The organism is Variovorax sp. LjRoot130 (assembly GCF_964253755.1).
Classification (GTDB): Bacteria; Pseudomonadota; Gammaproteobacteria; order Burkholderiales; family Burkholderiaceae_C; genus Variovorax.
Window position 1 is genome coordinate 2,139,350 of sequence record NZ_CAXURM020000001.1, and the last position, 26,883, is coordinate 2,166,232.

Annotated in this window: 27 protein-coding genes; 19 read left to right on the plus strand and 8 right to left on the minus strand. The window is 68.6% G+C overall.

Going from position 1 to position 26,883, the window contains the following annotated elements:
• Positions 1–43: 43 nt before the first annotated feature.
• Genes cydD through cydX form a run of 5 tightly spaced genes read left to right on the plus strand, consistent with a single transcriptional unit; the run spans position 44 to position 6,383 of the window.
• Positions 44–1,726 carry a thiol reductant ABC exporter subunit CydD gene (gene cydD, locus ACSQ86_RS10795; RefSeq protein WP_436303619.1) on the plus strand — a complete coding sequence of 561 codons (1,683 nt, stop codon included), beginning with the start codon at positions 44–46 and terminating at the stop codon, positions 1,724–1,726.
• Positions 1,723–3,414: an ATP-binding cassette domain-containing protein gene (locus ACSQ86_RS10800; RefSeq protein ID WP_436303620.1), complete on the plus strand. Its 1,692-nt coding sequence runs from the start codon at positions 1,723–1,725 to the stop codon at positions 3,412–3,414. The genes cydD and ACSQ86_RS10800 overlap by 4 nt, the downstream gene beginning before the upstream one ends.
• Positions 3,415–3,451: 37 nt before the next feature.
• Positions 3,452–5,068: a cytochrome ubiquinol oxidase subunit I gene (locus tag ACSQ86_RS10805; RefSeq protein WP_436303621.1), complete on the plus strand. Its 1,617-nt coding sequence runs from the start codon at positions 3,452–3,454 to the stop codon at positions 5,066–5,068.
• A 16-nt stretch (positions 5,069–5,084) separates the two neighbouring features.
• Positions 5,085–6,239, plus strand: a complete 1,155-nt coding sequence (gene cydB, locus ACSQ86_RS10810; protein WP_436303622.1) for a cytochrome d ubiquinol oxidase subunit II — start codon at positions 5,085–5,087, stop codon at positions 6,237–6,239.
• A gap of 21 nt (positions 6,240–6,260) precedes the next feature.
• On the plus strand, positions 6,261–6,383 hold the full coding sequence (cydX, locus tag ACSQ86_RS10815; protein ID WP_086924947.1) for a cytochrome bd-I oxidase subunit CydX: 123 nt from the start codon (positions 6,261–6,263) through the stop codon (positions 6,381–6,383).
• Between the two features lie 71 nt (positions 6,384–6,454).
• Here cydX and ACSQ86_RS10820 read toward each other — a convergent pair whose 3' ends face one another.
• Both ACSQ86_RS10820 and ACSQ86_RS10825 read right to left on the minus strand, forming a co-directional pair.
• Positions 6,455–7,027 carry a GbsR/MarR family transcriptional regulator gene (locus ACSQ86_RS10820; protein ID WP_436303623.1) on the minus strand — a complete coding sequence of 191 codons (573 nt, stop codon included), beginning with the start codon at positions 7,025–7,027 and terminating at the stop codon, positions 6,455–6,457.
• A 57-nt stretch (positions 7,028–7,084) separates the two neighbouring features.
• Positions 7,085–7,507, minus strand: a complete 423-nt coding sequence (locus ACSQ86_RS10825) for a cupin domain-containing protein (protein WP_093109424.1) — start codon at positions 7,505–7,507, stop codon at positions 7,085–7,087.
• A gap of 99 nt (positions 7,508–7,606) precedes the next feature.
• On the opposite strand from ACSQ86_RS10825, the gene ACSQ86_RS10830 reads away from it, so the two are divergent.
• From ACSQ86_RS10830 to ACSQ86_RS10875, 10 genes are all read left to right on the plus strand, one after another.
• Positions 7,607–8,056, plus strand: coding sequence for an ArsR/SmtB family transcription factor (locus ACSQ86_RS10830; RefSeq protein ID WP_436306282.1), 450 nt, complete (start codon positions 7,607–7,609; stop codon positions 8,054–8,056).
• Positions 7,945–8,412: an SRPBCC family protein gene (locus tag ACSQ86_RS10835; protein WP_436303624.1), complete on the plus strand. Its 468-nt coding sequence runs from the start codon at positions 7,945–7,947 to the stop codon at positions 8,410–8,412. Before ACSQ86_RS10830 ends, ACSQ86_RS10835 begins: the two co-directional genes overlap by 112 nt.
• A complete protein-coding gene (locus ACSQ86_RS10840) occupies positions 8,412–9,674 on the plus strand; it encodes an RNA polymerase sigma factor (protein ID WP_436303625.1) in 1,263 nt (420 codons plus the stop codon). Before ACSQ86_RS10835 ends, ACSQ86_RS10840 begins: the two co-directional genes overlap by 1 nt.
• 89 nt (positions 9,675–9,763) lie before the next feature.
• Positions 9,764–10,126: a YciI family protein gene (locus tag ACSQ86_RS10845; RefSeq protein WP_436303627.1), complete on the plus strand. Its 363-nt coding sequence runs from the start codon at positions 9,764–9,766 to the stop codon at positions 10,124–10,126.
• Positions 10,123–10,482, plus strand: coding sequence for a YciI family protein (locus tag ACSQ86_RS10850; RefSeq protein WP_093109419.1), 360 nt, complete (start codon positions 10,123–10,125; stop codon positions 10,480–10,482). Before ACSQ86_RS10845 ends, ACSQ86_RS10850 begins: the two co-directional genes overlap by 4 nt.
• Positions 10,483–10,537: 55 nt before the next feature.
• Positions 10,538–12,100 carry an MFS transporter gene (locus tag ACSQ86_RS10855; protein ID WP_436303628.1) on the plus strand — a complete coding sequence of 521 codons (1,563 nt, stop codon included), beginning with the start codon at positions 10,538–10,540 and terminating at the stop codon, positions 12,098–12,100.
• A gap of 8 nt (positions 12,101–12,108) precedes the next feature.
• On the plus strand, positions 12,109–13,236 hold the full coding sequence (gene aroC / locus ACSQ86_RS10860) for a chorismate synthase (RefSeq protein WP_436303629.1): 1,128 nt from the start codon (positions 12,109–12,111) through the stop codon (positions 13,234–13,236).
• Positions 13,236–14,420 (plus strand): MFS transporter, encoded by a 1,185-nt coding sequence (locus ACSQ86_RS10865; RefSeq protein ID WP_436303630.1) that lies wholly within the window; start codon positions 13,236–13,238, stop codon positions 14,418–14,420. Before aroC ends, ACSQ86_RS10865 begins: the two co-directional genes overlap by 1 nt.
• A 52-nt stretch (positions 14,421–14,472) precedes the next feature.
• Complete coding sequence (locus tag ACSQ86_RS10870) at positions 14,473–14,796, plus strand: AbrB/MazE/SpoVT family DNA-binding domain-containing protein (RefSeq protein WP_436303631.1); 324 nt, start codon at positions 14,473–14,475, stop codon at positions 14,794–14,796.
• A 4-nt stretch (positions 14,797–14,800) separates the two neighbouring features.
• Positions 14,801–15,223 carry a putative toxin-antitoxin system toxin component, PIN family gene (locus ACSQ86_RS10875; protein WP_436303632.1) on the plus strand — a complete coding sequence of 141 codons (423 nt, stop codon included), beginning with the start codon at positions 14,801–14,803 and terminating at the stop codon, positions 15,221–15,223.
• Between the two features lie 5 nt (positions 15,224–15,228).
• On the opposite strand, the gene ACSQ86_RS10880 is transcribed toward ACSQ86_RS10875, so the two are convergent.
• The 5 genes from ACSQ86_RS10880 to ACSQ86_RS10900 form a co-directional block, all read right to left on the minus strand.
• On the minus strand, positions 15,229–16,155 hold the full coding sequence (locus ACSQ86_RS10880) for a carbohydrate kinase family protein (RefSeq protein WP_436303633.1): 927 nt from the start codon (positions 16,153–16,155) through the stop codon (positions 15,229–15,231).
• A gap of 139 nt (positions 16,156–16,294) precedes the next feature.
• On the minus strand, positions 16,295–17,233 hold the full coding sequence (locus tag ACSQ86_RS10885) for an ABC transporter substrate-binding protein (protein WP_436303634.1): 939 nt from the start codon (positions 17,231–17,233) through the stop codon (positions 16,295–16,297).
• A gap of 40 nt (positions 17,234–17,273) precedes the next feature.
• Positions 17,274–18,287, minus strand: coding sequence for an ABC transporter permease subunit (locus ACSQ86_RS10890; RefSeq protein ID WP_436295199.1), 1,014 nt, complete (start codon positions 18,285–18,287; stop codon positions 17,274–17,276).
• Between the two features lie 28 nt (positions 18,288–18,315).
• Positions 18,316–19,863: a sugar ABC transporter ATP-binding protein gene (locus ACSQ86_RS10895; RefSeq protein WP_436295198.1), complete on the minus strand. Its 1,548-nt coding sequence runs from the start codon at positions 19,861–19,863 to the stop codon at positions 18,316–18,318.
• Positions 19,856–21,100, minus strand: a complete 1,245-nt coding sequence (locus tag ACSQ86_RS10900) for an ROK family protein (protein WP_093109410.1) — start codon at positions 21,098–21,100, stop codon at positions 19,856–19,858. Before ACSQ86_RS10900 ends, ACSQ86_RS10895 begins: the two co-directional genes overlap by 8 nt.
• Positions 21,101–21,429: 329 nt before the next feature.
• Here ACSQ86_RS10900 and ACSQ86_RS10905 point away from each other — a divergent pair, with 329 nt between their 5' ends.
• The gene (locus tag ACSQ86_RS10905) at positions 21,430–22,839 is read left to right on the plus strand and encodes an MFS transporter (RefSeq protein WP_436308845.1); all 1,410 of its coding nucleotides are present in this window, start codon (positions 21,430–21,432) and stop codon (positions 22,837–22,839) included.
• 107 nt (positions 22,840–22,946) lie between these two features.
• On the opposite strand, the gene ACSQ86_RS10910 is transcribed toward ACSQ86_RS10905, so the two are convergent.
• The gene (locus tag ACSQ86_RS10910; RefSeq protein WP_093109408.1) at positions 22,947–23,732 is read right to left on the minus strand and encodes an IclR family transcriptional regulator domain-containing protein; all 786 of its coding nucleotides are present in this window, start codon (positions 23,730–23,732) and stop codon (positions 22,947–22,949) included.
• A 160-nt stretch (positions 23,733–23,892) separates the two neighbouring features.
• Between ACSQ86_RS10910 and ACSQ86_RS10915 the strand changes: the two genes are divergently transcribed.
• Genes ACSQ86_RS10915 through ACSQ86_RS10925 form a run of 3 tightly spaced genes read left to right on the plus strand, consistent with a single transcriptional unit; the run spans position 23,893 to position 26,881 of the window.
• Positions 23,893–24,816 carry a shikimate dehydrogenase family protein gene (locus ACSQ86_RS10915; protein WP_436303636.1) on the plus strand — a complete coding sequence of 308 codons (924 nt, stop codon included), beginning with the start codon at positions 23,893–23,895 and terminating at the stop codon, positions 24,814–24,816.
• A 20-nt stretch (positions 24,817–24,836) separates the two neighbouring features.
• On the plus strand, positions 24,837–25,718 hold the full coding sequence (locus tag ACSQ86_RS10920; RefSeq protein ID WP_093109406.1) for a sugar phosphate isomerase/epimerase family protein: 882 nt from the start codon (positions 24,837–24,839) through the stop codon (positions 25,716–25,718).
• Complete coding sequence (locus ACSQ86_RS10925; protein ID WP_093109405.1) at positions 25,715–26,881, plus strand: ABC transporter substrate-binding protein; 1,167 nt, start codon at positions 25,715–25,717, stop codon at positions 26,879–26,881. Before ACSQ86_RS10920 ends, ACSQ86_RS10925 begins: the two co-directional genes overlap by 4 nt.
• Positions 26,882–26,883 lie beyond the last annotated feature (2 nt).

Sequence of the window (26,883 nt, forward strand, 5' to 3'; positions counted from 1 at the left end):
GTGGAACGTTCAGTAAATACTGAAATTACACGAATTCAACAAAATGCAGCCTCACGCACCCTCGCTCGCCGGCTTGCGATCCCTGGACCCGCCAAGGCTCGCCGCCTTCGTTCAGGGTGCTGCCGCGCTGCTGTGGCTGCCGCAGGCGGCCTTGCTGGCCTGGGCCGTCGAGGGCCTGGCGGCGGGCACGGGCTTGGCGGCGGTGCTGTGGCCCGCAGGCGGGATCGTGCTGCTCGGGCTGCTGCGCGTTGTCTGCGAGGCCTGGGGGGCGCGCCGCGTCTTTACCGGCGCGCGAGCGGCGCTGTCGGAACTGCGCGCACGGGTCGCTGTCGCACTGGCGGCACGTTCGCCGCTGGACCGTGCGCGTCCGGCCTCGGGGCTCGCGGCCAGCGTGATCGCGGAGCAGGCGGAGGCGGTGGTGCCGTACCTGGTGCGCTACGGCCCGGCGCGCTGGCGCGCGATGGTCGTGCCGCTCGCGATCCTGCCGGTGGTGGCCGGCTTCTCGTGGGTGGCGGCATTGGTGCTGCTGGTCGCGGCGCCGCTGATCCCATTCTTCATGGCCATCGTGGGCTGGCGCGCGCGGGCCGCGAGCGAGGCGCAGCTGGTGGAAACGGGAGGCATGAATGCCTTCCTGCTCGACCGGCTGCGCGGCCTTCCCACCTTGCGTGCGCTCGGTGCGATAGCCGCCACTGCGCTCAGGCTCGGCGAAGCGGCCGAGGCGCTGCGACGGCGCACCATGGCGGTGTTGCGCATCGCCTTCCTGTCGTCGGCCGTGCTGGAGCTGTTCTCGGCGCTGGGCGTGGCGATGGTCGCGGCCTATGTCGGTTTCCATCTGCTCGGCACCTTCGAGTTCGGCACCTGGGGCCGGCGCCTGAGCCTGGGCGAGGGTATGTTTGTGCTGCTGCTGGCGCCGGCTTTCTTCGAGCCGCTGCGCGAGCTGTCGGCGGTCTGGCACGACCGCGCAGCCGGCGAGGCGGCGCTCGATGCGCTCGACCGGCTCGCGCGCACCGATGTGGCGCTGCCCGGCGCGCAGAGCGAATTGTCGGCCGGCGACGAGGCCACGGCCGGCGCGCCCTCGGTGCATGCGCATGGCCTGCATTTCTCCCATGCCGGCGAAGACGCCTTCTTCGAGGACTATGACCTGCGCATCGTCGCCGGCGAGCATGTCGCGCTGATGGGGCCCAGCGGCTCGGGCAAGACGGCCTTGCTCTGCCTGATCGCCGGGCTGGTGCCGGCGCGGCAGGGCGAGATCGCGATCGGCGGCGTCCCGCTCTCGGACCGGACCGTGGCCGCACTGCGCCGGCGCATGGCCTGGATGGGCCAGAAGCCCCACGTGTTCGCGGGCTCGGTGCAGGCTAACGTGACGCTGGGGCGCGCCGGCGCGGACTCGGAACAGGTCGAGGCCGCGATGCATTTCGCGCAGTTGGACCGCGTGGCCCAGGCCCACCCGAGCGTGGCGCTGGGCGAGGGCGGCAGCGGGTTGTCGGGCGGCGAGGCGGCGCGCCTCGCGCTGGCGCGGTTGGCCGTGCACCCCGAGGCCGACCTGCTGCTGGTCGACGAGCCCACGGCGCACCTCGACACCGAGACCGCGGAGCGCGTGGCCGATGCGCTGATCGAACTCGCGCGCGGCAAGACCCTGATCGCCGCGACGCACGATCCCGTGCTGGCCGCGCGCTTGCACCGCGTGATCCGGCTCGACGCCGTGCCCGCGAAGGAAGCGGCATGAAGCTGTGGCGCGATCTTCGTCCAGTCGCGGGACTCTTTGTCGCCGCGGAGCCGCGCAGGCTCGTGCTCGGCGCAGCCCTCGCGGCGCTCACCGTCCTGATGGGCATGGCGCTGCTCGGCCTCTCGGGCTGGTTCATCACCGCCACCGCGCTCGCAGGCCTGCATGCCGCGACCGCGATCGTCTTCGACGTCTTCATGCCCTCGGCCGGCATCCGCCTGCTGGCACTGGGCCGCACCGCATCGCGCTATGGCGAGCGGTTGATCACGCACGACGCGAGCTTTGCCGTTCTGGCCGCGCTGCGCGTGCGCCTGTTCCGCGGCTGGGCCCGGCCCGATGCCGCACGCCAGTTGCTGGCGCGGCCGGCACGGCTCTTGTTCCGATTGACCGCGGACATCGATGCGCTCGAATCCTTCTACCTGCGCCTCCTGGTGCCCGCCGCTGCGGCGCTCGGCGCGGCGCTGCTGGCGGGCCTGGTGCTCGGCGTCATGAATCCCTGGATGGGCGGGTTGCTCGCGCTCTGGTTGCTGGCCGCGGGCTGGGGCATCGCGCTGGTGGTGGCGCAGCGTGCGCGGCCGGCCGCAGTGCGGCGGGCCCAGGCGATGGAAAGCCTGCGCGCACGCGCCGTGGACCTGGTCGCCGGCCAGACCGAACTGGTCATGGCGGGCCGCATCGACGCGCAGCGCGAGGCGCTGGCCGCGGCCGACCGCCACCTGGCCAAGGCCGACCTGGTGCTGAACCGGCTCGAAGCCGGCGCCGGCATGGCCTATGGCATGGCCGGCGCGCTGACCCTGGCGGCGGTGCTGCTGGCGGTGGGCCTGCTGGCGGACGAGGGCGCGATCGGCGCGCCGGCCGCGGCACTGGCGCTGCTGGTGGCACTGACGGCCATTGAACCCTTCGCTGCCTTGCGCCGCGGCGCGCTCGATGCCGGGCGCAGCTGGCTCGCGGCGCGGCGGCTGGCACCGCGCATGGCGGCCGAGCCGAAGGCCCTGCATGGCCCCGCCGCGCCCGATGAGGGCCTGGCGCTGCAACTGAAGGATGTCGTCGTGGCGCACCCCGGCAGCCGCGTGCCTGCGCTGCAGCTCGGCGCGCTGGCACTGGCCGCGGGCGAGCGTGTCGCGCTGATCGGTGCGAGCGGTGCAGGCAAGTCGACGCTGCTCGCGGCGATCGCGGGCGAACTGAAGCCGCAGCAGGGTGAACTCCGCGCGCAAGACCATTGCCTGTTGACGCAGCGCACCGAACTCTTCCACGACAGCCTGCGCGACAACCTGCGGCTCGCCGACCCGGCGGCCGACGAGGCGCGGCTATGGGCGGTGCTGCGCGCCGCAGGGCTGGCCGACGAAGTCCGCGCCATGGCCCGGGGCCTCGATACCCTGCTCGGCGAAGGCGGCCTGGGCCTTTCCGGCGGCCAGTCGCGACGCCTCGCGTTGGCGCGCCTGCTGCTGCGGAACGTACCATTTTGGCTGCTCGACGAGCCCACTGAAGCGCTGGACACTGCGACCGCACACGATGTGCTGCAGCGCCTGCGCGTTCAGGCCGCGGGACGAAGCCTGTTGATCGCGACCCATCTGCGGCGCGAGGCCGCGCTGGCGGACCGGCTGCTGTGCATGCGGGCCGGCCGCATCACGGCCGACCTGCGGCGCGGCACGGCGGCCTTCGATGCTGCCTTGAGCGAACTGCGGCCCGACTGAGATCGCACGCCGACCACAAGAAAACGAAAGGAACCCCATGGACCTCGACATCGTTGCACTTTCACGCTTGCAGTTCGCGCTCACGGCGCTCTACCACTTCCTGTTCGTGCCGCTGACCATCGGCCTCGCGGTGATCGTCGCGATCATGGAGACGGTCTACGTCATGACCGGCCGCACCATCTGGCGCGACATGACGAAGTTCTGGGGCCTCTTGTTCGGCATCAACTTCGCGATGGGCGTGGCCACCGGCATCGTGATGGAGTTCCAGTTCGGCATGAACTGGAGCTACTACAGCCATTACGTGGGCGACGTCTTCGGCGCGCCGCTGGCCATCGAGGGGCTGATGGCCTTCTTCCTCGAGGCGACTTTCGTCGGCCTGTTCTTCTTCGGCTGGGACAAGCTCTCCAAGGTCGGCCACCTGGTCACCACCTGGGCGGTGGCCATCGGCTCCAACTTCTCGGCGCTGTGGATCCTGATCGCCAACGGCTGGATGCAGAACCCGGTGGGCGCGGCCTTCAACCCGCAGACCATGCGCATGGAAGTGACCGATTTCTTCGCCGTGCTGACCAACCCGGTGGCGCAGGCCAAGTTCGTGCACACGGTGTCGGCAGGCTACACGGTCGCTTCCATCTTCGTGCTCGGCGTGTCGGCCTGGTACCTGCTGCGCGGGCGGCACCTGCAGCTGGCCAAGCGCTCGATGACGGTGGCCGCCTCCTTCGGCCTCGCGGCCTCGCTCTCGGTCGTGGTGCTGGGCGACGAGAGCGGCTACCTCTCGACCGAGCACCAGAAGATGAAGCTCGCCGCCATCGAAGCGATGTGGAAGACCGAGCCGGCGCCGGCCGCCTTCACCGCCTTCGGCTTCCCCGACCAGGAAACGCGCGAGACGCACTACGCGATCCACATCCCCGCGGTGATGGGGCTGATCGGCACGCGCTCGCTCACCACCGAGATCCCGGGCATCGACGACCTCGTGCACCGCGCCGAGCTCAACATCCGCGTCGGCATCTCGGCCTACGATGCCTTGCAGAAGATCCGCGCGGCCGGCAGCGAGACCGAAGTTCCGGAGTCGGCGCGCAAGATCTTCGAGGCCAACGGCCATGCGATGGGCTATGCGCTGCTGCTCAAGCGCTACGTCGACGACCCGCGGCAAGCCACGCCGGAGCAGATCGCCAAGGCCGCGCTGGACACCGTGCCGGCCGTGGCGCCCCTGTACTGGTCCTTCCGCATCATGGTCGGGCTCGGCATGTTCTTCATCCTGCTGACCGCCATCTTCTTCGTGCTCTCGGCGCGGCGCAGGCTCGACGCGCATCCGTGGCTGCTCAAGCTCGCGGTGTTCGCGATCCCGCTGCCGTGGATCGCCGCCGAGTGCGGCTGGATCGTGGCCGAGGTCGGCCGCCAGCCCTGGGTGATCGAGGGCGTGCTGCCGACCGCGGTGGCGGTGTCGAACCTCGGCGTCACCACGCTGCTGATCACCATCGCGGGCTTCGCGCTGATCTACACCGTGCTGTTCCTGATCGAGATGAAGCTGATGCTGAAGGCGATCCGCACGGGGCCGGAGGAACATCCGGTGCCGCCGCCCGCGGCCTATCGCGCCGAGGCCGACCCCGAGCTGGCCGCCACGCTGCCCCGCACACCTCTCGCCGCCGCAGATTGACCTCACGGAGCACGACATGATCCTGCACGAACTCATTTCCTACGAAACCCTGCGCCTGGTCTGGTGGCTGCTGCTCGGCGTGCTCCTGATCGGCTTTGCCGTGACCGACGGCTTCGACCTCGGCGCCAACATGCTGCTGCCCTTCGCCGGCCGCAACGATCTCGAACGCCGCGTCATCATCAACAGCGTCGGCCCGGTCTGGGAAGGCAACCAGGTGTGGCTGATCCTCGGCGGCGGCGCGATCTTCGCGGCCTGGCCGCAGCTCTACGCGGTGTCCTTCTCTGGCTTCTACCTCGCGATGTTCGCGATCCTCGTGCCATTGATCTTGCGGCCCGTGGCATTCAAGTTCCGCAGCAAGAATGACGATGCGCGCTGGCGCACGCGCTGGGACTGGACGCTGTTCGTCACCGGCCTGGTGCCCGCGCTGATCTTCGGCGTGGCCATGGGCAACGTGCTGCAGGGCGTGCCCTTCCGGCTGGCGCCCGACATGCGCATCTTCTACGAGGGTTCTTTCTTCGGCCTGTTGAATCCCTTCGCCTTGCTGTGCGGCCTAGTGTCGGTCGCGATGCTGGTGATGCACGGCAGCGCGTGGCTGCAGTTGAAGACCCAGGGACCGATCGCCGATCGTGCGCGCGCCTTCGGCAGCGTCGCGGCGCTGCTCACGCTGGTGCTCTATGCGCTGGCCGGCTATGTGCTGTGGAGCTGGGTCGACGGCTACCGGGTAACGAGCGCGCTGCCGACGGACGGGCCGTCCAACCCGCTGCTCAAGATGGTCGAAGTGCAGCCGGGCGCATGGTTCGCCAACTATGCGGCGCGGCCGTGGATGTGGGCGGCACCGGGCCTGGGATTGGCCGGCGCGCTGCTGGCCTTCGTGGGGCTGCGCCTGCGGCGCGAAGTGTTCACGCTGCTCGCCAGCGCGCTCGGCATCGTGGGCATCATCCTCAGCGTCGGCGCCTCGATGTTCCCCTTCATCCTGCCGTCGTCGATCGACCCGCGCGCCAGTCTCACGGTGTGGGATTCGTCATCGAGCCACCTGACGCTGTTCATCATGCTGGTGGTCACCGCCATCTTCATCCCGCTCATCGTGGCCTACACCAGCTGGGTCTACAAGGTGCTGTGGGGCAAGGTCGATGCGGACGCGATCAAGAACGAACGCGGTCACGCCTACTGAATCAAGAAAAGGAATCGAACCATGTGGTACTTCGCCTGGCTGCTGGGCCTCCCTCTCGCCGCGACCTTCGCGGTGCTCAATGCGATGTGGTACGAGCTGATGGACGACGAGGCGATCCGGCGCGACAAGCTCGAGAAGCCCTAGCTTGCTGACTGGCTCGCCCGTTTGGGCGCACGCCCGGCCGCAAGCCATTGTTCGACGAGCCGGCCTGAACCCTAGGCCCCCGCCTTCTTGCCCTTTGCCCCGGTGATGCGGTCCTTGAGCGTGAGCACCTTGCTCACCGTCGCGCCCATGCCCATCAGCTGCATTGCGGTCTCGGGCGCCAGGCGCTGCACATCGTCGAACCATTTCATGAGCCGGTCGATCAGGTCGTGCATCTCGCGCATGCGCTGCTGGGCGTGGCGCTCCTCGTCGCTCGTGGGTTCTTCGAGCAGTGCCATGCGCAGCATCGAGAGCGTCGGCTCGACCTCGCGGCGGCGCCGTTCCTCGGCCAGCACGCGGAAGATCTCCCAGACGTCGGCCGGCGCCTCGAAGTACTCGCGACGGTCGCCCGGCTGGTGGCGCAGCTGCACCAGCCGCCAGGCCTGCAGCTCCTTCAGGCCCATGCTCACGTTCGAACGCGAGAACTCCAGCATCTCGGCGATCTCGTCCGCGTTGAGCGCGCGCTGCGAGATGAAGATCAGCGCATAGATCTGGCCGACGGTGCGGTTGATGCCCCACTTGCTGCCCATCTCTCCGAAGTGGGCGACGAACTGGCGGTTGAGCGGGGGCAGGGGGTGAGAAGGCATCGGCGCATTTTCGCGCCGAATTGCTGTAGCTTCAAGAAAGACTGAAAACTCGTGCCGCTACTTCCATGGCGTCGGCGCGGGAACCTCGCAGGCCGGCTCGACATCGATGCTCTTGAAATCGGCCGGCGAGACGATCTCGAGGTACTCCATGTCGGGCGAGTAGTCGAAGAGGTAGTGCCGGATGCCGGGGCGCTGGTGCACCACGTCGCCGGCCTCGACCAGCGTCTCCTGGTCTTCGTACATGAACCTGGCCCAGCCCTTCACCATGATGACGATCTGGAACTCCGCCTCGTGCCGGTGCCAGCCGGTGCCCGCTTCCGGTGCCATGTTGGCCTTGACGAGGTGCGCAATGACCTTGCCGTGCGTGGCCTCGGCGATGCCCAGGTCGCGGTACAGGAAGAAGTCGCGCAATCCGCCCGAGACGTACTCGGTGTCGCCGGGCTTCACGTGGGAGAACTTCGTGTCGGTGCGGTCCAGCATGGGAACTCCTTGTGGCGGTGGGATGCTGCGTCGCAATATGCATAAAGCGTTCCCGCGTCGGGCTTGACAGCGGTGCCGCTCGCTTCGAAACTCAACCACATGGTTCACTCTGATGCAGACACCCTCGATGCCGTCTTCGCGGCGCTGTCCGATTCGACGCGCCGCGCGGTGCTCGAAACGCTGGGGGAGGGCGGCGGCCTCACCGTCACGGAACTCGCGCAGCCGCACGGCATGTCGCTCACCGGCTTCATGAAGCATCTGCGCGTGCTCGAGAACGCAGGGCTCGTCTCCCGCACGAAGGAGGGCCGCATCGTGCGCTGCGAGCTCTCGCCTCAGCCCATGCAGGAGGCCGCCGTGTGGTTGTCCCGCTATGAAAAATTCTGGGCCGAGCGCCTCGACGCCCTGGCCCGCTTCCTGTACCACCAAGAGGAGACCGCATGGCGAGCCCTGCCACCCGAGACGAAGAACGCCCCTCGCTCACCCTCCGCCGGCACTACGAAGTCGCGCCCGACAAAGTCTGGCGGGCGTGGACCGACCCGCAAGCGCTAAAGCTGTGGTTCGGCCCGGCCGAGATCGTCTCGGTGCCGGTCTCCGAGATCGACCTGCGCGTGGGCGGCCGCTTCCGCGTGGTGATGCTGGAAGCGAACGGCGAGCGGCACGAGGTCGGCGGCGTCTACCGCGAGATCGTTCCGAATCGCAAGCTGGTCTTCAGCTGGGCCTGGCACAGCACGCCCGAGCGCGAGTCGCGCGTGACGGTGCTGATCGAGCCCTCGGGCCGCGGCGCCGATCTCGAATTGCGCCACGACCAGTTCTTCGACGAGGCCGCGCGCGAAGGCCACGAACACGGCTGGACCGGCTCGCTGGTGAAGCTGGAGGCCTTGCTCGGCAGCGCGGAAGCGCCCTGATGGCGACAGCGCCGGCCGCAGTGCGCGAGGCGGTGGATGCGGTCTACCGCAGCGAGTCCCGCCGCATCTTCGCGACGCTGGTGCGCCTCCTGGGCGACTTCGACCTGGCCGAGGAGGCGCTGCACGACGGCTTTCGCGCGGCGCTCGAGCAATGGCCTGCGAGCGGCATCCCGGCCAGCCCGCGCGCCTGGCTGGTGTCGGCCGGGCGCTTCAAGGCCATCGACGGCCTCCGCCGCCGCGCACGCTTCGATGCCTGGGACGACGCAGGCGATGCGGCCGAGGCCATCGCCGACCCTGCGCTGGCCTGGGATGAGCGCGACGCCGATGCCGAGACGCTGGAGGACGACCGCCTGCGCCTCGTCTTCACCTGCTGCCACCCGGCGCTGGCGCCCGACGCGCAGGTCGCGCTGACGCTGCGCGAGGTCTGCGGCCTCGCGACCGAAGACATCGCCAATGCCTTCCTGGTGCCCGCGCCGACGATTGCGCAACGCATCGTGCGCGCGAAGGCCAGGATCCGCGAGGCCCGCATCCCCTACCAGGTGCCGCCCGTGGCCGAGCTGGCCGAACGGCTCGATGCCGTGCTGCGCGTGGTCTACCTGGTGTTCAACGAGGGCTATGCGGCCTCGTCCGGCGAGACGCTGACGCGTCCCGACCTGTCGGCCGAGGCGATCCGGCTCGGCCGGCTGCTGGTCAACCTGCTGCCAGAGCCCGAGGCCGTGGGCCTCTTGGCGCTGATGCTGCTGCACGAGTCGCGGCGTGCCGCACGAACCTCGGCATCGGGCGAGATGGTGCTGCTCGACGAGCAGGATCGCAGCCTGTGGAATCGGGCATCGATCGAGGAGGGCGCTGCCCTCGCGATGCGCGCGCTCTCGTCGCGCCGCTTCGGGCCCTACACGCTGCAGGCCGCCATCGCGGCGGTGCATGCCGAAGCCGCGGATGCGCAATCCACCGACTGGGCCCAGATCGCCGGGCTCTACGAGGTGCTGCTGCGCGCCGAGCCTTCGCCGGTGGTGGCGCTCAACCGCGCGGTCGCGATCGCGATGCGCGACGGGCCGGCGGCCGGCTTGGCGCTCATCGATGAAATCCTCGTGCGCGGCGAGCTCGCGGACTACCACCTGGCCCACGCGGCGCGCGCCGATCTGTGCCGGCGGCTCGGCCGCACGGCGGAAGCGAAGGCATCGTACGAGCGTGCGCTGGCGCTCGCGCGGCAGGCCCCCGAGCGGCAGTTTCTCGAGCGGCGGCTGGCTGAGCTTGCATCCTGAAACAAATTCGAGCGGGCGCGAATGTCGATCGGCGGCCTTTGCGTTCGACCAGTGGGTGTCAGTCACCCAATCCTTTTCTGGAGATGCACATGAAATACCTCTGCATGGTCTATTTCGACCCCAAGCTGCTCGCGACGATGACGCCGAGCGAGCGCGCCACGCTGGACGCCGATTCGATGGACTACGACAAGGAGCTCGATGCGCGCGGCCAACTGGTCGTCGCGGAAGCCCTGCAGTCGGTGAAGACGGCCAAGGTCGTGCAGGTGCGCAAGGGCACGATGTCGCGGACCGACGGCCCCTTCGCCGAAACCAAGGAGCAGCTCGGCGGCTTCATCCTGATCGACGTCCAGGACCTCAACGCCGCGATCCAGGTGGCCGCCAGGATCCCGCTCGCGAAGTACGGCAGCATCGAGGTGCGCCCCATCGCGAAGGTCGAGAGGATTGCGTCATGAGATACCTCTGCATGATCTTCGCCACCGACGAGCAGATGAGCGTGCTCTCGCCCGGCGAGATGCGCGACTTCGTCAACGCGCACCTGGACTACGACGACCAGTTGCGCGCGAGCGGGCATTTCGTCGAATCGGAAGGCCTGGAGGCGGCCCGCACTGCCGCCGTCGTGCGCGTGCGCAACGGCAAGCTGTCGGTGACCGACGGCCCCTTCGTCGAAACCAACGAACAGCTCGGCGGCTTCTACCTGGTCGAGGCCGCGAGCGACGAAGAGGCGGTGCGCATCGCCGCCGGCATTCCGTCCTCGCGCGTGGGCAGCATCGAGGTGCGCCCCGTGGTGGTCTGGGAGCACACGCCATGAGCCGCCGGGCCGTTCCCAAGGCGAATACCGCAGCGCGCAGCGCGGAGGTGATTCAATGAACGCCCCGGCCGCCGGCGCCAGGGCCAGCGCGCGCGAATGGATCGGCCTGGCCGTCATCGCGCTGCCCTGCATGATCTATTCGATGGACCTCACGGTCCTCAACCTGGCGGTGCCGCACCTGAGCGCCGCGCTGCATCCCAGCAGCGCCCAGATGCTGTGGATCGTCGACATTTATGGCTTCATGCTCGCGGGTTCGCTGATCACCATGGGCACGCTGGGCGACCGCATCGGCCGGCGCCGGCTGCTGCTGATCGGCGCGGCCTGCTTCGGCATCGCCTCGGTGCTGGCCGCCTTCTCGAGCAGCGCCGCGATGCTGATCGCCACGCGCGCGCTGCTTGGCATCGCAGGCGCAACGCTCGCGCCCTCGACGCTCTCGCTGATCCGCAACATGTTCCTCGACGCCCACGAGCGCAGCGTGGCCATCGGCATCTGGGTGGCGAGCTTCTCGGTCGGCGGCACCATCGGCCCGCTGATCGGCGGGGCGCTGCTCGAGCACTTCTGGTGGGGCTCGGTGTTCCTGATCGGCGTGCCGGTCATGGTGCTGCTGCTCGCGCTCGGGCCCTGGTTGCTGCCCGAGTACCGCGACACGCAGGCCGGGCGGCTCGACCTGCTGAGTGCGGCGCAGTCGCTGTTGTCCGTGCTCGCCGTCATCTATGGCCTCAAGCGCATCGCCGAAGCAGGCATGGGCGTGCTGCCGCTGGCGGCCATTGTGGTGGGCGTGGCGATCGGCATCGCCTTCATCCGCCGGCAGGGGCGGCTGGCCGATCCGCTGATCGAGCTGCGGCTGTTCCGCGTGCCGGCCTTCAACGCCGCGCTCGCGATCAACACGCTGGCTTTCTTCATCGCCTTCGGCGGGTTCCTCTTCATCGCGCAGTACCTGCAGCTCGTGCTCGGCCTGTCGGCCTTGCAGGCGGGCCTGTGGAGCGTGCCTTCGGGCGTGGCCTTTGCGCTTGGCTCCACGATCGCGCCGCGGCTGGTACGGCTGGTGCGTCCCGGCTTCGTGGTGGCCGGCGGCCTGCTCGTGGCCGCGGCCGGCTTCGCCTTGCTGAGCACGGTGGACCGCATCGACGGCCTGGTCAGGCTGGTCGTCGCCTACGGGGTTCTGTCGCTGGGGCTTTCGTTCGCCTTCACGCTGGCGGTCGATTTGATGGTCGGCACGGCGCCGCCCGAGCGTGCCGGTGCGGCATCGGCGATCTCGGAAACGAGCTCGGAGTTCGGCGGCGCGCTGGGCATTGCGGTGCTCGGCAGCGTGATCGTCGCCATCTACCGCCACGCCATGGGCGAGGCCCGGATCGACGGCGTACCAAAGGCCGCGCTCGAAGCCGCACGCGCCAATCTGGGTGTTGCTGCGGACACCGCGGCCGCGCTCCCGGGGCCTGCAGGCGCGGCCCTGTTCGATGCCGGGCGCGAGGCGTTCGCGCAGGCCTTCGAGACGACGGCCACCATCAGCGCAGCGGTGGCGCTGGCGGCCGCGGTGCTGGCCGCCATCATGCTGCGGCGTGTGGGATCGCCACCGGGCCAGCCGTCCGGCAATGTCGAAGTGACTTTGTTGGGATAATCCGCCGCATGAGCGGCAATACCTTCGGCACCCTTTTCGCGGTCACCAACTTCGGCGAGTCCCATGGTCCCGCGATCGGGTGCGTCATCGACGGCTGCCCGCCCGGCATGGCGCTCAGCGAGGCCGACATCCAGGGCGACCTCGACCGCCGCCGCCCCGGCACCAGCCGCCACGTGACCCAGCGCAACGAACCCGATGCGGTGCGGATCCTCTCCGGCGTGTACGAGGGCAAGACCACCGGCACGCCGATCGCGCTGCTGATCCAGAACACCGACCAGCGCAGCAAGGACTACGGCCAGATCGCGCAGCAGTTCCGCCCCGGCCATGCCGACTTCGCCTACTGGAAGAAATACGGCATCCGCGATCCGCGCGGCGGTGGCCGCTCCTCGGCACGGCTCACGGCGCCGATGGTCGCGGCCGGCGCGGTGGCCAAGAAGTGGCTCAACGAGAAGTACGGCACGGTGTTCCGCGGCTGCATGGCGCAGATCGGCGACATCGCGATCCCCTTCGAGAGCTGGGAGCACGTGCCGAACAATCCCTTCTTCGCGCCCATTGCCGACGTTTCCAAGCTCGAGGCCTACATGGACGCTTTGCGCAAGGCCGGCGACTCCTGCGGCGCGCGCATTCGCGTGACCGCATCGAAGGTGCCGGTAGGCCTCGGCGAGCCGCTGTTCGACAAGATGGATGCCGACATCGCCTGGGCCATGATGGGCATCAACGCCGTCAAGGGCGTGGAGATCGGCGCCGGCTTCGCGAGCGTCACGCAGCGCGGCACCGTGCACGGCGACTCGATCACGCCCGAGGGCTTCGAGAGCAACAACGCGGGCGGCACGCTCGGCGGCATCACCACCGGGCAGGATCTTGAGGTCAGCATCGCGATCAAGCCGACCAGCTCGATCATCAGCCCACGCCGGTCGGTCGATGTCAACAACCAGCCGGTCGAGGTTGTCACCAAGGGCCGGCACGACCCCTGCGTCGGCATCCGCGCGACGCCGATCGCCGAGGCGATGCTGGCGCTGGTCGTGATGGAGCATGCGCTTCGCAACCGCGCGCAATGCGGCGACGTGCAGGGAGAGCAGGAACAGGGGCAAGCCGACGCCGACGCGCGGCCGTCGCCACAGGCGTCTTTCCTCTAGTGCCGGCCCCGGCCCCGGCCCCTGCTGCGGGCGGCCGCGGCCACCTGCTGGCCTTCGCGGCACTCTCGGCCAGCTACTTCGCGCACATCGGCTTCTTCAATCCCTACCTGCCGCTGTGGCTGAAGGATCTGGGGCTGCCGATCTTCACCATCAGCCTCTTGACCTCGGTGCAGTCGATCACGCGGGTCTTCGCGCCTTATGCATGGGGCGCGCTGAGCGACCACACGGGGCATCGCGTGCTGCTGCTGCGCATCAGCGCGGCCGTGGCGCTGGTGTCCTCGTTCGGGCTGTGGTGGCACGGCGGCGCCTGGTGGCTGGGCCTGGTGCTGCTGGTGATGTTCACGCACACCAGTTCGATGATGTCGCTCACCGAAGCGGCCATGGCGCACCTGGTGGCCGGCGACTGGGGGCGCTACGGCCGCATCCGGCTCTGGGGCTCGGCGGGATTCCTGGTCACGGTCTTCTTTGCCGGCGAATGGTTCGAGCATTTCGGCATGGGGCACTTTCCAGCCTGGGCGGGCGGCACGCTCGCCATCGTGCTGATCGCGACCTTGCGCCTGCCCGACGTGCGCGAACCGGCGGCGGCCCACTCGATGGTGAAGGATCCGGTCGGGCCGGTGCTGCGCATTCCGGCGGTGCGCTGGTTCTTCATGTCGCTGTTCTTCCACGTGATGGCGCACTTCGCGGTCTACGGCTTTCTCTCGCTGTACCTCGATTCGCTCGGCTACGGCAAGGGGACCATCGGCTTGCTGTGGGCGCTGTCGGTGGTGGCCGAGATCGCCTGGTTCTACCTGCAGGGCCGGCTGCTGGGCTTGTTCGCGATGCCGCGCTGGCTCCTGATCTGCGGCGTCGCCGCCGTGCTGCGCATGGGGATCACCGCGGGATGCGGCCCCTGGGTCTGGGCGCTGGTGGCGGCGCAGGCCCTGCATGCGCTCTCGTTCGCAGCGCATCACACGGCCTGCATCGCGATGGTGTCGCGCCATTTCCCGGGGCGGCTGCGCGGACGCGGGCAGGCGCTCTTCACCGTGATCGGCTATGGCTTCGGCGGCGTGTTCGGCGTGCTGGCCGGTGGCGCGATCGCGCAGCAATTCGGCTATGTCGCGATGTTCGGCGTGGCGACCCTGCTTGCCGTGGTGGGCAGCATTTGCGCGTGGCGGGCGCAGCGGCTGGAAGCGGGCGGTTGACCTCCCGGCGACAGCTGGCTAAAGTAAGGATTCCTTACTTTAGGAATATTCCATGCTTGCCAAGATGACCTCCAAGAACCAGCTCACGCTGCCGCGCAGCGTGACGGACCAGGTCGGCGCCACGGAGTACTTCGACGTCGCGGTGCACGACGGCCAGATCGTGCTGACGCCGGTGCGCATCCAGCGCGGCGATGCGGTGCGCGCCAAGCTCGCGGCGCTGGGTCTGACCGATGCGGATGTTCGCAATGCCGTCGATTGGGCACGGCAGGGGGCCGAACCGGCTGCGCTGATGGCTGCCGAGCCGCCGCCTGCCTATCGCGTCAAGCGTGCGCGCTCGGCTGGCAGCGCTCCCACCAAGACCGGGCGCAAGGCCTGAGCGCGTGGCCGCCCGGCGGGTGGTGTTCGACACCAATGTGGTTCTTTCGGCCTTGCTGTTCGGCGGACCGGCGACACGGCGGCTGCGCGAGCTGTGGCAGCAGGGCGCGTGCACGCCGCTGGTCAGCACGGCGACCGCAGGCGAACTGGTGCGCGTGCTGGGCTATCCGAAGTTCAGGCTTTCACCACAGGAGCGCGAGGAGCTGTTGGCCGACTATCTTCCCTTTGCGCAGGTCGTGACGCTGCCCGATCCGCCGCCCGTCGTACCAGCGTGCCGTGACCCCTTCGACGTGCCCTTCCTGCAACTCGCGGTCACGGGCAAGGCGACGCTGGTGACGGGCGACCGCGATCTCCTGGTGCTGTCAGGGGCAACCAAGTTCCCCATCCTCGCCATCGAGCCGTTCATCGAGGGATTCGCTTCCCTCTGAAGGCCTCAGTTCAGCTTGTCGCGCCGCGGCATGTCGGCGCCGCGCCGCGAACAGGTGATCGCGGCGGCCCGGGCGGCAAAGCGCAGCAGATCGACGAGCGATGCATGGCCGAGCGCCGACAGCGCCTCGGGTGTGAGTGCATCGTGCTCGTCCAGCCAGGTCAGGAGGGCCGCCTGGAAGGTATCGCCCGCGCCCACCGTGTCCACCACCTCGGTCTCCGGCGCCGGCACGTCGGCCTGCGCCGCCCCGGTCCACGCGCTCGCCCCATGGCGGCCGCGAGTCACCGCGACCAGGTTCACGCCCCGCTCGAGCCAGCGTGCCGCCACGTGCTCCGGCTTTTCGGCCGGATAGAGCAGGCCCAGGTCTTCGTCGCTGACCTTGACCAAGTGCGCGATCGACACCATCTGCTCGACCACCGCGCGCCAGTGCGCGAGGTCGGGCTCGACGTTGAGGCGCACGTTGGGGTCGTAGGCGATCAGGCGCCGTTCGCGCTCGCGCGCCGCCAGGGCGCGCAGCGCGCTTCCGACCGGCTCCACCGCGAGCGCGTAGGAGCCGAACTGCAGCACGCGCGCCGCTGTAGGCAGCGCCGGCAGCGTGTCGTGCGTGATCTGCCGGTCCGCCGCGCCCGTGCCGTGGAAGGCGTAGCGCGGCACGCCTACAGCGTCGACGCTGATCACACTGAGCGTGCTCGGTGCGTCGCTGCGCAGCACCAGCGAGGTGTCGACGCCTTCGGCGCGCAGCGAGGCCAGCAGGCGCTCGCCGCAGGCATCGGTCGACAGTCCCGCCAGGAAGGCCACCGGCCGTTCTAGCCGGGCCAGCCCCTGCGCCACGTTGAGCGGCGAGCCGCCGATGCGCGCATCGAGCGTCATGCCGGTGGCCGTCCATTCGCCCGTGTAGACATCCATCAGGGCTTCGCCGCAGACGACAAACATCTCATCCTCCAGAAAGTGCCAGGTTAGATAGCGACAAACATTCGTGAAACACCGCGGAACCGGCTTTGCCGGGCCGCTGGTGTTGCCCCCGGAAGGGGGTTGGCGGACCACACGAAGTGGGGGAGCCTGGGGGAGAGCTTTATCTCGGCGCCTGCCAGCCCTTGTAGTCCTTGACGTTCGTGCGCGTGATCAAGGTCGAGGGCAGCAGTGTCATCGGATTGGCGGGCTTCTTGCCGTTCATGATGTCCTGCCCGATCTCGACCGCCTTCTGCGCAATCATGTACGGGTCCTGGCTGGCCGAGGCCTGTACCTGCGTGTCGCTCTTGAGCGCCGTCTCGATGTCGGGCGCGCCGTCGACCGAGGTGATGACGATGTTCTTGCGGTTGAGCTGCCTGGCCGCGAGATCGGTGCCGATGGCCTGCGGATCGTTGATCGCGAACACGGCGTCGATCTTCGGGAAGCGCGTCAGGTGGTTCTGCATCACGTTGAGGCCGCCTTCGCGCGAGCCCTTGGCGTCCTGGTCGTCCGACAGGATCTTGATGTCGGGGCTCTTCTTCAGCACCGTCTTGCAGCCGTTGACGCGGTCGATCACGGCCGATACCTGCGGGCCGTTCTGGATGATCACATTGCCCTTGCCGCCGAGCTTCTCGACGATGTACTGGCAGGCGAGCTCGCCGGCCTGCACGTTGTTGGTCTGCACGGTCGCATCGGCGCCGTTGGCCGCCACGTCGACGCCCACCACGACGATGCCGGCCTTCTTCGCCTTCTGCAGCGCGGGCTCGATGGCCTTGGCGTCGACCGCGTTGACGAGGATCATGTCCGCGCCCGAGGCGATGAAGCCGTCGATCTGCGAGAACTGCTTGTTGAGGTCGTAGTCGGCCGACAGTGCATTGACCTTGGCATTCGGGCTGTACTGCTTGACCTTGGCTTCGGCGCCCTTGGCGAGCGAGACGAAGAAGGGGTTGCCGAGCGAGCCGAGCGTGATGCCGACGCTCTTGATCTGCTTGTTCTGGGCCTGCGCCGCCGGGGCAGCGAGGGCCGCGGCGATCACGGCGAGTGCGAACAATGACTTGCGCATGGAATAGTCTCCTGGTCGTGGTTGGGGAAATGAAAGGGGTTCAGGTACGAGCCGAGTCCTTGCGGCGGTAGCGGTCCAATGCGACGGCGCCGATGATCACCAGGCCCTTGACGATGTACTGCCAGATGTCCGAGACACCCATCAGGATCAGGCCGTTGGTCAGCACCGCGATGATCAGCGCGCCGATCAGCGTGCCGAGGATCGAGCCGGTGCCGCCGACGAAGCTGGTGCCGCCGAGGATCACCGCCGCGATGGCGTCGAGTTCGTACGAGGCGCCGAGCTGCAGGCCATTGGCCGCATAGAGCCGTGCCGAGGCCATGACCCCGCCCAGGCCCGAGAGCAGCCCCGAGGTGCAGTAGACGAACAGCAGCACCGCCCAGACCTTGATGCCCGCCAGGCGCGCGGCTTCGGGATTGCCGCCGACCGAGTAGATGTTCAGGCCCAGCACGGTGCGGCGCAGGATGAACCACGACAGCGCCACCACTGCGAAGGCGATGATCACCAGCCAGGGCACGCCCAGCACCTCGCCGTTGCCGATGAAGGCGAAGGGCAGCTGCGGGTTGAACACGGTGGTGTCGTTGCCGAGCAGCCGCGCGATGCCGCGCACCGCGGTCAGCGAGCCCAGCGTCACGATGAAGGGCGGCAGTTTGACGAAGGCGATCAGCACCCCGTTGATCAGGCCGAACAGCAGCCCGCAGGCCAGGCCGGCGGCAATGCCGAGCATGCCGAACTCCGGCACGTTCGACACCAGCATTGCCACCACTGCGGAGGCCGCGAGGATCGAGCCCACCGACAGATCGATGCCGCCGGTGAGGATCACGAAGGTCATGCCGGCGGCCAGCACGATATTGATCGAGGCCTGCTGCGTCATGATCGACAGGTTCTGCAGGCTGAAGAAGTTGTCGCTCGCGAAGCTGAAGCCGATGCACAGAAGCACCAGCACCGGCAGCATGCCGAGCGCACGCATGATTTCGCGGCCGGAAGCGCCGCTAAGCGCGCGGGGCAGGGCGGGGTTGGCCGGCGCCGGGAAGGCGGGGGAGGTCTGCTTGCTCATGGGGATGTCTCCTGTTGCGCCGTCTGTCTCAGTGCAGCACGGGCGCGTGGGTGGCGGCCGCGCCGGTGGCGAGCGCGACGATGTTTTCCTGGGTGATGGGCAGGCCGCTCGCGCCGCCCACCTCGCCGACGAGATGGCCTTCGCGCATCACGATCACGCGGTCGCAGATACCCACCACCTCGGCCAGTTCGCTCGAGATGACGAGCACCGCGACGCCGCGCCGCGCCAGCTCGTCGATCAGGCGGTAGATCTCGCTCTTGGCGCCGATGTCGACGCCGCGCGTCGGCTCGTCGAGGATCAGCACCTTCGGCGCGAGTTCGAGCAATCGGGCGAGCAGCACCTTCTGTTGGTTGCCGCCGGACAGCGAGCCGACGTTGACCCGCGCCGAGGGCACGCGGATCGACAGCTGCGCGATCGCGTCGCGCGCGCGCTGGGCGGCGCGCTTGCCGTCCATCACGCCGCCGGCGTTCGCGTCGCGCGGGCACACCATCACGTTGATGTTGTCGCGCACCGATTGGTCGAGAAACAGGCCCTGGCCCTTGCGGTCCTCGGTCAGGTAGAGGATGCCGGAGCGGATCGCGTCGATGGGCCTGGCGATCTTCAGCAGCGCGCCGCTGCCGTTGAGGGAGACTTCGCCGCCGGTGCTCGGATCGGCGCCGAAGATCAGGCGTGCCAGCTCGGTGCGGCCGGCGCCGACCAGGCCGGCCAGGCCGAGCACTTCTCCCGCATGCAGCTCGAAGCTGCAGTCGTGCACGCGCCGGCCGTCGCTGAGGCCGCGCACCGTGAGCGCCTTGTCGCCGGTGTGCTGGCCGTGGTGTTCCTTGCGGTAGAAGCCCGAGAGATCGCGGCCCACCATCATCTTCACCAGCTTGTCGCGCGAGAGCTCGGCGCGGGTCAGCGTGCCGACGTAGGCGCCGTCGCGCAGCACGGTGACCTCGTCGGCGAGCTCGTCGATCTCGTCCATGCGGTGGCTGATGTAGAGGATCGCCAGGCCTTCGTCGCGCAGGCGCTTGATCAGCGCGAACAGGCGGTCGGTCTCGTGGGTCGATAGCGGTGTGGTCGGTTCGTCCATCACCAGGATGCGGCAGTCGAAGTGCACCGCGCGCGCGATCTCGACCAGCTGCCGCTGCGCGATCGAGAGCGTCGCGACGCGGGTCGCCGGGCCGAAGTCGGCGCCCAGGCGCTGCAGCGTCGCCTCGCAAGCGCTGGCCATGCCGGCGCGGTCGACCAGGCCGCCGCGTCGCAGCGCCCGACCCATGTAGATATTCTCGGCCACGCTGAGGTTGGCCGCGAGGCTCAGTTCCTGGTAGATCACCGACACGCCGAGGTGCTTGGCCGCGAGCGGGCCGTCGATGTGGACCTGCTTGCCGTCGATCAGGATCTCGGCGCCGGGGTCGGGCATGTAGGCGCCCGACAGCACCTTCATCAGCGTCGACTTGCCGGCGCCGTTCTCGCCCATCAGCGCATGCACGTGGCCGGCGCTGGCGCGCAGCCGCACGTCCTGCAGCGCCTTGACGCCGGGGAAGGTCTTGGAAATCTTGCGCAGCTCCAGCAGCGCGGGGGGTGCTTCATGCATTCGCTGTCTCCGGGTGGCGGGGGCGTGAACGTCCGCGCAGCACGTCCGCGCGCGGCGAGAAGTTGAAGAACATCGGCAGGCTGGCCGCGCCGATCGCGCCGGCGTCGGCGCGGAAGCTGCCGCGCAGGATCCGCGGGGTCTGGCGCGCCTCGGGCGCGATCGCGCGCAGGCCTTCGTCGAGGCGCTTCATGAGCTCGTCGATCAGGCCGCTGTCGATGTCGCAGTCGATCACCACCACCGGCAGGTCCAGCACGGCCAGCGATGCGCGCGTCGAAGGCACCAGCGCATCGACGCAGTCGTCGAGCCATTCGCGCACCTCGGGCCGGCCGGACTTGACGCAGGCCTCGAGCTCGGCATGGCCGCGCACCGCGATGCCGTGGTGGCGCAGGTGGCGCGCCAGCGCGTTGAGCGAGGCGCGCGAGAGCAGGATGTCCCAGCGCCGGTCCGACACCGGGGCCGAGGCCAGGCGGCTGGGCGGCACCGGCATCAGGCCGAGGTCGGCCGCGTTGCCGGTGGGGCCGCGCAGGCTTTCGCCGCCGATCACCGCACCTGCGCCGAGTGCCGCGCCGATGAAGATGTAGAGGAAGTCGTTCTCCTCGCGGCCGATGCCGAAGAACAGCTCCGCGATCGCGGCCGCGTTGCCGTCGTTTTCCTTGAAGACGGGCTGGTCCACGGCGCGCGCGAGCATCGCGCCGAAGTCGACCTCGTCCCAGATGCGGAAGTCCGCCTTCAGGTCGAGTTCGCGCAGCCAGCTGCCGAGGTTGTAGGGCTGGGCCAGGCCGACGCCCATGAGCCGGCGGTGCTGCGCCGCGTCGAGCGTGGCCATCATGCGGCTCACGTCCTTGTGCACCAGCGCCAGCGCACGGTCGGGGTGGGGCAGCAGCAGGTCGTGCGCCGCACGGGCCAGGATCTTGCCGCCGAGGTCGATCATCACCGTCTCGATGCTGGTGCGGTCCAGCCGCACGCCGATGCCGTAGGCGCCTTCGGGATTGACGCGGTAGAGCCCGGCGGGCTGGCCGCGCTGGCCTTCCTGCCGGCGGCCCGCGGGTTCGATCAGCCGCGATTCCTCGAGCGACTGCACGATGCTGCCGACCGCCGTGTTCGTGAGCTGGGCCCAACGTGCCAGATCCGCCTTCGACGCCTCGCCGGCCCGGCGCAGCCGCTGCAGCAGGCTGCGCTCGTTGTAGAGGCGCAGGTTGACCGAGTTGGTGCCCCGACCGGGACCGGCTGTCGTCACTGGCTGTCTCCTGGCCCCGATGCCGAGGCGCAATTAATTAATTCAAGTTGAATAAATAGTAGAAGCAAGCGCCGGCGAGCCATCCAGGGTTAACCCGGAAAAATGCAAGAAAGTATGTGTTGGGGCCCGTTGCGCACGTCGTGAAGGGGTGCGAAAGCAAGACCGTATCGGTCAGGGCATCCTGTCCCGTGAACCCGGGGACAAACCCCGATTCCGCGCGAAAGTCGCACGAGATTGATCGATGATCGATCGAACCCCCTGTCCGCGACATTGCCGGCGCTCCGGGGGCGCACCTACAGTCGCCTCGCCCCTTCCCAACGGAGACACACATGAGCAAACCCCAGGAGCACGAGCCGCAAGGCCGGCACCAGTCGAAGAAGGCCGCCGCCAGCGGCTGGATCGGCTCGGCCCTCGAGTACTACGACTTCTTCATTTACGCCACCGCAGCAGCGCTGATCTTTCCGCAGATCTTCTTTCCCAAGGGCGATCCGAATATCGCCATCGTCGCCTCGCTCGCGACCTATGGCGTCGGCTACGTGGCGCGGCCGATCGGCGCCTTCTTCCTGGGCCACTGGGGCGACACCCACGGCCGCAAGCAGGTGCTGATCCTGTGCATGTTCCTGATGGGCTTCTCGACCATCGCCGTCGGCCTCTTGCCCACCTACGACCAGGTCGGCCTGCTGGCGCCGGTGCTGCTCGTGATCTGCCGCCTGGTCCAGGGCTTCGCGGTGGCCGGGGAAATCTCGGGCGCCAGCTCGATGATCCTGGAGCACGCGCCCTTCGGGCGCCGCGGCTTCTTCGCCAGCTTCACGCTGCAGGGCGTGCAGGCCGGCCAGATCCTGGCCGCGGCGGTGTTCCTGCCGCTCGCGCACTACATGCCGGAGGATGCCTTCAACAGCTGGGGCTGGCGCATTCCCTTCCTCTTGAGCTTCATCGTCATCGTCGCCGGCTACATCATCCGCCGCGAGGTCGACGAGACGCCCGCCTTCGCCGAGGAAGGCAGCAAGCAGCAGCGCCCGCGCTCGCCGATCGTCGACGCCTTCAAGTACAGCTGGAGGGACATGCTGCGCGTCGTGCTGATGGCGCTGATGAATGTGATCCCCGTGGTCGCCACCATCTTCGGCGCGGCCTACGCGGTGCAGTCCGCCTACGGCATCGGCTTCGCGAAGGACATCTACCTGTGGATTCCCGTGCTCGGCAACATCCTCGCGGTGCTGGTCATTCCATACGTCGGCAACCTCTCGGACCGCATCGGCCGCAAGCCGCCCATCGTCTTCGGCGCGCTGGCCTCGGGCCTCCTGGCCTTCGGCTACCTCTACGCGATCAGCATCAAGAACGTGCCGCTCGCGATCTGCATGTCGCTTTTGATGTGGGGCGTGGTCTACCAGGGCTACAACGCGGTGTTCCCGAGCTTCTACCCCGAGCTGTTTCCGACCCGCACCCGCGTCTCGGCGATGGCGATCTCGCAGAACATCGGCACCGCCGCCACCGCCATGCTGCCGGCGCTGTTCGCCACGGTGGCGCCTCCCGGCGCGGCCAACATCCCGCTGATCGTGGGCTCGCTGGCCTTCGGCATCACGGTCATCTCGGCACTCGCCGCGCTGAGCGCCCGCGAGACCTATCGCATCCACATGAACGACCTCGGCAATCCCGACGCGGCGCCCGTGCCGAAGCCGGAATACGAGCGCCTGCGCGAACAGACGCTGGCCGACGCGAGGATGGCGAAGGTCGCGGTCTGAAGGAAACCCCGTTCGCCCTGAGCTTGTCGAAGGGCTGCGCGTGGCTTCGACCCTTCGTCGAGCTCAGGGCAGGCCAGGCTCAGCCCGAACGGTAGTTGGCAGCGCGATCAGATCAGGTTGCGCATCGCCTGCGCCGTTTCGCGCAATACCGGGAGGACGCGGGCGACCGCGTCCTCGCTGCTTTCATGGCCCATGGGCATCGTGATGTTGAGCGCGCCCACCAGGTCGCCGTGCCGGTCGCGCAGCGGCACGGCGATGCCGCGCGAATTGAGGTCCAGCTGCTGCTCTGAGAGCGCCCACCCCTGCGCGCGGATGCGCGCGAGTTCGAGCTTCATGCGCTCCTTGCTCGCGATGGTGTGCGAGGTGAAGACGGTGAGCTCGTGCGTGGCCAGCCAGTGGCCGAGTTCCTCGTCGCCGCGCATCGCCAGCATCAGCATGCCCGAGGCCGTGACCTGCGCCGGCACCCGCGCGCCCAGTACGTAGCCGGTGCTCATGCTGCGGTTGGGGCCGTTGCGCGCGATGTAGACCACCTCGTCGCCGTCCATCACGCTCAGATACGCGATCTCGTGCGTGCCGGCGGCCACCCGCTGCAGAAAGGGCTGCACGATGCGCGGCAGGCGTGCCGATTCGAGGTAGGACTGGCCCAGGCGCAGCACCCGCGGCGTCAGCCAGAACAGCTTGCCGTCGCCCGCTACGTAGCCCATGTGCTGCAGCGTAAGCAGGTAGCGGCGCGCGGCGGTGCGCGTCATGCCGGTGCGCTGGCCGGCTTCGCTCGCCGTCATGCGCGGGTGGGCGTCGTCGAAGGCCTCGATGATGGACACGCCGCGCTCCAGGCCGGCGATCCAGTCGCGCTTGTCGAGTTCGGGTGGGGCGGGGCGAGTGTCGAGGTTCATTGAGGACAAACCCTGGAATCGTTCGATGATCGATCACTATAGAACGATCAACGCGCTATTCTCGCGCCACCGACTTGGATCGTGCAAGTGGGAACCCTACATTAGCGACCATTCCTGCCAAATTGCGCGATAGCCGAACAACTCCGAGCGAGACGCCATCATGTTCCCCTCCATTGCAGGCAGCACCGACCTTTACCTGCTCCCCGGCGATCCGGTGACCAACGTGCGCCTGCCGCGCATGTTCAACAGCGTCTTCGAGCGCTTCGGCATCGACGCGGTGATGGCGCCGGTGCAGGTGGCGACGCGCGACTTCGCCGTCTTCGTCAAGGCCGCCTTCCTCGCCAGGAACGTGCGCGGCATGGTGATCGCGCCGCCGCACAAGCCGCTGGTGGTGGACCTGCTCGACGGCGCCGGCCTGTTCGGCCGCGTCGCCGGCTCCGTCAACGTGGTGCGGCGCATCGCCAACGGCGAGCTCGAGGGCGATCTCTTCGACGGCGAGGGTCTCCTGGGCGCGCTGGACCACTACAACATCCCGTTCCGCGGCAAGCGCGTGCTGATCCTCGGTGCCGGCGTCAGCGCCGCGGCCATCGGCGTCGCGCTGGCCGAGGGCGGCACGGTCCACGGCGCCGAGCACATCGCCTTCCACGACACCTCGGCCGGCAAGGCAGCAGGGGTCGCGGCCAAGCTCGATGCCTTCTTCGACGCGACCACGGTCGCGGTCGACAGCAGCGATCCCGAAGGCTACGACCTGGTCATCAACGCCACGCCGATGGGCCTGAAGGAGGGCGACACCTTGCCGGTGGACGTGGAGCGCATGGACGCCCACGCGGCGCTGTTCGACATCCTGCTGCGCAACCAGCCCACGCCGCTGGTGCGCGCCGCCCGCGCGCGCGGGCTCAACGCGCAGGCCGGCTTCGAGATGCTGATCCAGCAGATGCCGTACTACCTCGACTTCTTCGGCCAGACGGCCGCGGCGCATGGTGTGCGCGACGACGCGCGTTTCCTGCGCGAGCTGATCTACCCAGCCGCAATGGCGGCCGAGATCGACGCCCCGCTGCGCTACCACTCCGACAGCGTGGCCTGAAAGGGCGCGCGCAAAGCATCATGGCCATCTCCCTCGACCGTTTCGGCTTCAACACCGTCACCATGGGCGGCGACCTCGGGCACAAGCTCGAATGCATGAAAGCCGCGGGTTTTTCCGGCGTTGAGCTGTGGGCGCGCGACCTGATCGCGCACCCCGCCGGCGTCGAGAAAGCGGCCGAACTGGTGAAGGCCAGCGGCCTCAAGGTCACCGACTTCCAGCCGCTGCGCGATTTCGAATGCGCGCCCGACGCCATGCGGCCGCACCGGCTCGAGATGGCGCGCGAACAGCTGCGCCAGATGGCGCTGGTCGGCGCCGACCTGCTGCTGGTGTGCTCCACCACCTCGCCGCTGGCCATCGACGATCCGGAGCGCGCGGCCGAAGACTTGCGCACGCTCGCGACGCTGGCCACGCCGCTCGGCATCCGCATCTGCTACGAGGCCCTGTCCTGGGGCCGCCACGTCAACCGCTGGCACCAGGCCTGGGACATCGTGAAGCGCTGCAACCGCCAGAACGTGGGCCTCAATCTCGATTCCTTCCACATGTCGGTGCACGGCGACGACACGCCCGAGACGCTCGCGCAGCTGGCCCAGGTGCCGGTCGAGAAGATCTTCCTGGTGCAGCTGGCCGACTACTTCTTCGAGTACAGCGACCGCCAGGCCGACATGATCGAGCTCGCGCGCCACCAGCGCCTGTTTCCGGGCGAAGGCCTGCACGACGTGCGCGACCTGGTGCAGCTGCTCGAGGACAAGGGCTACCGCGGCCACTACACCTTCGAGGTGTTCAACGACGACTATGTGAATTCCGACCCCATGGTGGTCGGCCAGCGCGCCATGAAGAGCGCGCGCTGGATTAGCGAGAGCCACGTGAGTACCAGCAATTCAACCCCAAGGAGACAAGCATGACCATCGTTCAGTCGCGTCGATTCGCGATCCAACTCATCGCCGCCTGTGCCGTGGCCGCGGGCGCTTCAGGCGCCTTCGCGCAGAACACGATCAAGATCGTCAACATCGTGGAGCTCTCGGGCGGCGGTGCGACCGCCGGCACCAACTTCAAGAACGGCGTCGAGCTGGCGGTGAAGGAGATCAACGCCTCGGGCGGCATCCTCGGCAAGAAGATCGAGTCGAGCACCAGCGACACGCAGAGCAATCCCGGCGTCGCCAAGGGCCTGACGCAGAAGGCGGTGGACAACGAGGTCTTCGCCATCTTCGGCCCCGTGTTCTCGGGCTCGATCATGGTCAGCATGGCCGAGAGCCGCCGCGCCGAGATTCCCAATTTCACCGGCGGCGAGGCGGCCAGCATCACGCAGCAGGGCAACAAGTACATCTTCCGCACCAGCTTCACGCAGACCACCGCGATGCCGAAGGTCGCGCGCTACATCGACCAGCAACTGAAGGCGAAGACGCTGGCCATGATCTACGTGAACAACGACTTCGGCAAGGGCGGCCTCGATTCGATGAAGAAGGCGCTGGCCGCCACGCCGGTGAAGATCGCGGCCGAGATCTCGACCGAGCCGGGCCAGATCGACTTTTCCGCCGCGGTGCTGCGCGCCAAGCAGAGCAATGCCGATGCGCTCTTCGCCTACAGCAACGAGGAAGAGTCGGCGCGCCTGCTGCGCGAGCTGCGCAAGCAGGGCTGGACCAAGCCGATCATCGGCGAGACCACGCTCACCGGTCAGAAGGTGATCGACCTCGCGGGCGAGGCCGCCAACGGCGCGATCGCGCACGTGGGGCTCACGGTCGACGCGCCGAACCCGGCCATCCGCGCCTTCCGCGCCAAGTTCGAGAAGGAGTACAAGTACGTCTCGGACCACAACGGCATGAAGGGCTACTCGGGCATCTACCTGTTGAAGGCTGGGATCGAGAAGGCCGGCAAGCTCGACCGCAAGGCCGTGGCCGCCGCGCTGCACGGCCTAAAGGTAAGCACTGCGCAGCAGCCCGGCGTGCTGATGGACGTCAGCGTCGACGCCAACGGCGACCTCGACCGCGAAAGCTTCATGGTGGAGGTGAAGAACGGCAAGCAGGAAGTGATCGCCACGCTGCCGGCCCTGGGCGCAGCCGCCAAGTAGCC

Excerpts from the sequence above, each read along its gene's own strand:
- cydD (WP_436303619.1), top strand. The coding sequence starts at position 44 with ATGCAGCCTCACGCACCCTCGCTCGCCGGCTTGCGATCCCTGGACCCG.
- ACSQ86_RS10800 (WP_436303620.1), top strand. The coding sequence starts at position 1,723 with ATGAAGCTGTGGCGCGATCTTCGTCCAGTCGCGGGACTCTTTGTCGCC.
- ACSQ86_RS10805 (WP_436303621.1), top strand. The coding sequence starts at position 3,452 with ATGGACCTCGACATCGTTGCACTTTCACGCTTGCAGTTCGCGCTCACG.
- cydB (WP_436303622.1), top strand. The coding sequence starts at position 5,085 with ATGATCCTGCACGAACTCATTTCCTACGAAACCCTGCGCCTGGTCTGG.
- cydX (WP_086924947.1), top strand. The coding sequence starts at position 6,261 with ATGTGGTACTTCGCCTGGCTGCTGGGCCTCCCTCTCGCCGCGACCTTC.
- ACSQ86_RS10820 (WP_436303623.1), bottom strand. The coding sequence starts at position 7,027 with ATGCCTTCTCACCCCCTGCCCCCGCTCAACCGCCAGTTCGTCGCCCAC.
- ACSQ86_RS10825 (WP_093109424.1), bottom strand. The coding sequence starts at position 7,507 with ATGCTGGACCGCACCGACACGAAGTTCTCCCACGTGAAGCCCGGCGAC.
- ACSQ86_RS10830 (WP_436306282.1), top strand. The coding sequence starts at position 7,607 with ATGGTTCACTCTGATGCAGACACCCTCGATGCCGTCTTCGCGGCGCTG.
- ACSQ86_RS10835 (WP_436303624.1), top strand. The coding sequence starts at position 7,945 with ATGGCGAGCCCTGCCACCCGAGACGAAGAACGCCCCTCGCTCACCCTC.
- ACSQ86_RS10840 (WP_436303625.1), top strand. The coding sequence starts at position 8,412 with ATGGCGACAGCGCCGGCCGCAGTGCGCGAGGCGGTGGATGCGGTCTAC.
- ACSQ86_RS10845 (WP_436303627.1), top strand. The coding sequence starts at position 9,764 with ATGAAATACCTCTGCATGGTCTATTTCGACCCCAAGCTGCTCGCGACG.
- ACSQ86_RS10850 (WP_093109419.1), top strand. The coding sequence starts at position 10,123 with ATGAGATACCTCTGCATGATCTTCGCCACCGACGAGCAGATGAGCGTG.
- ACSQ86_RS10855 (WP_436303628.1), top strand. The coding sequence starts at position 10,538 with ATGAACGCCCCGGCCGCCGGCGCCAGGGCCAGCGCGCGCGAATGGATC.
- aroC (WP_436303629.1), top strand. The coding sequence starts at position 12,109 with ATGAGCGGCAATACCTTCGGCACCCTTTTCGCGGTCACCAACTTCGGC.
- ACSQ86_RS10870 (WP_436303631.1), top strand. The coding sequence starts at position 14,473 with ATGCTTGCCAAGATGACCTCCAAGAACCAGCTCACGCTGCCGCGCAGC.
- ACSQ86_RS10880 (WP_436303633.1), bottom strand. The coding sequence starts at position 16,155 with ATGTTTGTCGTCTGCGGCGAAGCCCTGATGGATGTCTACACGGGCGAA.
- ACSQ86_RS10885 (WP_436303634.1), bottom strand. The coding sequence starts at position 17,233 with ATGCGCAAGTCATTGTTCGCACTCGCCGTGATCGCCGCGGCCCTCGCT.
- ACSQ86_RS10890 (WP_436295199.1), bottom strand. The coding sequence starts at position 18,287 with ATGAGCAAGCAGACCTCCCCCGCCTTCCCGGCGCCGGCCAACCCCGCC.
- ACSQ86_RS10895 (WP_436295198.1), bottom strand. The coding sequence starts at position 19,863 with ATGCATGAAGCACCCCCCGCGCTGCTGGAGCTGCGCAAGATTTCCAAG.
- ACSQ86_RS10905 (WP_436308845.1), top strand. The coding sequence starts at position 21,430 with ATGAGCAAACCCCAGGAGCACGAGCCGCAAGGCCGGCACCAGTCGAAG.
- ACSQ86_RS10910 (WP_093109408.1), bottom strand. The coding sequence starts at position 23,732 with ATGAACCTCGACACTCGCCCCGCCCCACCCGAACTCGACAAGCGCGAC.
- ACSQ86_RS10915 (WP_436303636.1), top strand. The coding sequence starts at position 23,893 with ATGTTCCCCTCCATTGCAGGCAGCACCGACCTTTACCTGCTCCCCGGC.
- ACSQ86_RS10920 (WP_093109406.1), top strand. The coding sequence starts at position 24,837 with ATGGCCATCTCCCTCGACCGTTTCGGCTTCAACACCGTCACCATGGGC.
- ACSQ86_RS10925 (WP_093109405.1), top strand. The coding sequence starts at position 25,715 with ATGACCATCGTTCAGTCGCGTCGATTCGCGATCCAACTCATCGCCGCC.